Below are 3,780 nucleotides of genomic sequence, written 5' to 3'. Positions count from 1 at the left end.
GTCCCCAAGCCCCAGGCGGAGCGCCCTCCCCCGGAGTCCGAGTGCCTCTACGTGGCCGCCGTGCTCCGGGAGCCCCGGCTGCTCACCCGGGATGTCTTCCGCGTGTGTGATGAGTTGTCACACATGGGCCTGCGGATGGTGCTGGCCCAGACCACCTCTGGACAGGGGGTGGAGGAAGCACTCTTCGAGGCGACGGAGGTGGTGAAGCGAGCGCTCCTGGAGGCTGGTCGCCGGCTTTCCCCCGGGGGGTCGGAGCTGGAAGGGGAGTTCGTCCAGGTGTGCCGCGACATCATGGTGCGGCGGATCGACGAGCGGCTCGTTTATATAAAGCGGGCGACGGAACAGACGCCGGGGGCTTTTGATTTGACAGAGGAGACGCGGCAGTTGCTGTCCGAGCGCAAGGAGCTGCTGGCGCTCCGCAAGCGCGTCCTGGACGAGCTCAGGCCCGCCTCCTCGGGAACGGGAACAAAGGCACCAATGCAACCGGTTTGAGTTCGCGTTTGTAAGAAAGCTCGACTTTGCGGTAGATCGGCCGGCTCGCCCAGGCCAAAGCACCTGATTTTCTTAAGGAGAAGTACCCGAATGCCGACGCAGAAGCCCTCCAAGGCATCCGTGAAGCCCACCAAGAAGAAGGTGGATCCGGTGATCCGCAAGAAGAAGGCACCGGACAGCCCTGTGGCGAAGGTGACGAAGGCTGCGGATGCCGAGGAGAAGGAGCTGGTGGCCAAGGACGCCACCGCCGAGGCACCCGAGAAGATCAAGAAGAAGAAGGGCGTGGCCGCCCTCGCCGACGACGTGGACCCGGAGGAGGCCGCTGAAGAGGCCGCCGCCGCCGTCCAGGTCGACCCTGACGCCGTCGAGGACGACGTGGAGGAGGACCCGGTCGCCGAGCGCAAGGAAGTGAAGGACCTGCTCGCCGCCGGCCGCGAGAAGGGCTTCCTCACCTACGACGAGGTGAATGACGCCCTGCCCGCCGACATCGTGTCGTCCGATCAAATCGACGACGTGATGAGCATGTTCGGCGACAACGACATCGAGATCGTCGACGCGCAGAAGGCCGCGCAGTCGAACGAGATCAAGCCCACCGTCGCGGTCGAGGAAGAGAAGGAAGACCAGGACGAGGATGAGAAGGACGAGGACGACGAGCCGGGTGGCAAGTCCAACGACCCCGTCCGCCTCTACCTGCGCAAGATGGGCAGCGTCAGCCTCCTCACCCGCGAGGGCGAGGTGGAGATCGCCAAGCGCATCGAAGAGGGTGAGAAGGAAGTCCTGCGCGCCCTGCTCGCCTGCCGCGTCGCCGTGGCGGACATCCTGGACATCAGCAACCGCCTGAAGACGGGCAAGCTGCGCGTGCGCGACGTCATCAAGGACGCGCCCGAAGAGGCCCAGTCGGAAAACGCGGAGGAGGCCGTCGAAGAGGTCTCCGAGGCCGAGGCTCCCGCGCAGCTCGCTCAGAGCGAGCTGAACAAGATCGAGCAGATCTCCAAGCAGATCGAGCGCTTCCGCAAGTTCGCCAAGGACTGCGAGGTCCTGGAGGAGGAACTCTCCGGGAAGAAGAAGCTCACGGAGGTGCGCAAGAAGGAGCTGAAGCAGGAGGTGAAGGACCTTCGGACCAAGATGATGGAGGTCCTGGAGGAGATGCGGCTGAACAAGAAGCAGGTGGACCGCATCGTCGTGAACCTCAAGGGCCTCATCGAGCGCGTGGAGAAGGCCGAGGAGGAGCTGGGCGACCTGGAGCGTCGCTACAGCGTCTCCATGAAGGACCTGCGCCCGCAGTTGAAGGAGTCTCGCGAGAACCCGAACATCGCGAAGAAGCTCCAGAAGCAGCTCAACTTCACCGCCGAGCAGCTCGAGGTCCTGGACCGCGACGTGCGCACCGCGGTGCGGAAGATCAAGCGCGTGGAGGAGGAAGCCAACCTCCCCGTGGACGCCCTGCGCCGCAACTACGACGCCATCCGGCTGGGTGAGAAGCGGGCGGAGCGCGCGAAGAGCGAGCTGGTGGAGGCGAACCTGCGCCTCGTGGTCTCCATCGCGAAGAAGTACACGAACCGCGGCCTGCAGTTCCTGGACCTCATCCAGGAGGGCAACATCGGCCTGATGAAGGCGGTGGACAAGTTCGAGTACAAGCGCGGCTACAAGTTCTCGACGTACGCCACCTGGTGGATCCGTCAGGCCATCACCCGCGCCATCGCGGATCAGGCCCGCACCATCCGCATCCCGGTGCACATGATCGAGACCATCAACAAGCTCATCCGCACGAGCCGCTACCTCGTGCAGGAGATTGGCCGCGAGCCGACGCCGGAAGAGATCGCGGAGAAGATGGAGCTGCCGCTCGACAAGGTGCGCAAGGTCCTGAAGATCGCCAAGGAGCCCATCTCCCTGGAGACGCCCATCGGCGAGGAAGAGGACAGCCACCTGGGCGACTTCATCGAGGACAAGAGCCTCGTGTCGCCCGCGGACGCGGTCATCAACATGAATCTGGCCGAGCAGACGCGGAAGGTGCTCGCCACGCTCACGCCGCGCGAGGAGAAGGTCCTGCGCATGCGCTTCGGCATCGGCGAGAAGAGCGACCACACGCTGGAAGAGGTGGGCCAGGACTTCGAGGTGACGCGCGAGCGCATCCGCCAGATTGAAGCCAAGGCGCTGCGCAAGCTGCGCCACCCCAGCCGCTCCAAGCGCCTGCGCTCCTTCGTGGAGAGCTGACGCGAGGTCCGCTGACCTGATTGTCTGAAGGCCCCCGCTCCCGCTCGTCGTGGACCGGGGGCCTTCTTCATTTTTTCGTCCCGAGCTCTCCCGTGCCTCCCAAGAAGCCCGCTGAACCCCTGCCCTTCTCAGAGAACGTAATGCGCCAGGTGCGCACCATCCCCCGGGGGCAGGTGCGCTCGTACGCGCAGGTGGCGCTCTACGCGGGGCGGCCCGGCGCGGCGCGCGGCGTGGGACGGGAGTTGAAACACCTTCCGGGACAGGCCACGCAGGTGCCCTGGTGGCGCGTCATCCGTTCGGACGGGACGCTGGCGCCGCCGGTGGCCCACGAACAGGCGAAGCGACTGCGCGCGGAGGGCGTCACGGTGAACCAGCGCGGACAGGTGTTCCGCGTGGCGCTCGACAAGGCCCGCGACGACTGACGGCGGGCCTTGCCACACGCGCGGGCGCGGGGAGATAGTCGGCCCGCCGCCGCGTGAGGCCGTCCGCTCATGACGGGCGGGAGAGACGCGAGGGCCCTTAGCTCAGCGGTTAGAGCTGTCGGCTCATAACCGATTGGTCCCTGGTTCGAATCCAGGAGGGCCCACCTTCCTCTCCCCCGCCTGACGCCTGCTGAGAGCCCCTGGGTGTAGGATTCGTCCTTCACGGGACATGACCCGATAGCCTGGGAGCACTGATCTTGGATGCTCGGCACCGTTGCATCTCCCCTTCGCTCCTGGAGCAGGCCTGCGCTCGGGGCTGGGCACTCCCGAAGCGGTTGCGCGTCCGGTTCGAGCGCGCCTTCGGGGCCGAGCTGAGCGGTGTGCGCCTGCACGAGCACCCCCTGGTCGCGAGTTTGGGGGCCAAGGCCCTGTGCTGGGGAGAGCAGATTCTCTTCGCTCCGGGGGCACTGGAGCTCGACTCGGCTCGCGGGACCCGGATCCTCGCGCATGAGCTGGTGCATGTGCTGCAACAGCGCGCGGGGCGCGTCCCTCATGGGAACGGCGGGGCGGGGCTGCTCGTGGATGGGGCCCTGGAAGCCGAGGCCGAGGCCCTGGCGGTGCGGGCCCTCTCGGGTGAGCGGGCGCACTTCGCGGC

The 3,780-nt window shown here is 66.4% G+C and carries 3 protein-coding genes, 1 tRNA gene and 1 pseudogene; all 5 read left to right on the top strand.

The genetic code is table 11. From position 1 onward, the window contains the following. Positions 1–492: pseudogene (locus D7V88_RS39620) on the top strand (DNA primase); the annotation flags it as partial. Between the two features lie 90 nt (positions 493–582). Further along, positions 583–2,703, top strand: a complete 2,121-nt coding sequence (gene rpoD / locus D7V88_RS39615) for an RNA polymerase sigma factor RpoD (protein ID WP_120545696.1) — start codon at positions 583–585, stop codon at positions 2,701–2,703. A 92-nt stretch (positions 2,704–2,795) separates the two neighbouring features. Continuing rightward, a complete protein-coding gene (locus tag D7V88_RS39610; protein ID WP_120545695.1) occupies positions 2,796–3,125 on the top strand; it encodes an MGMT family protein in 330 nt (109 codons plus the stop codon). A gap of 91 nt (positions 3,126–3,216) precedes the next feature. Further along, positions 3,217–3,289 (top strand) — tRNA-Ile (locus D7V88_RS39605). A 93-nt stretch (positions 3,290–3,382) separates the two neighbouring features. Further along, a partial coding sequence (locus tag D7V88_RS39600; protein ID WP_147449078.1) for an eCIS core domain-containing protein occupies positions 3,383–3,780 on the top strand: 398 nt, incomplete at its 3' end.

It is taken from the genome of Corallococcus terminator (assembly GCF_003611635.1).
Taxonomy (GTDB): Bacteria; Myxococcota; Myxococcia; order Myxococcales; family Myxococcaceae; genus Corallococcus; species Corallococcus terminator.
The sequence above is the reverse complement of the archived record's forward strand: the minus strand, read 5'-3'. Positions and strand labels throughout refer to the sequence as shown.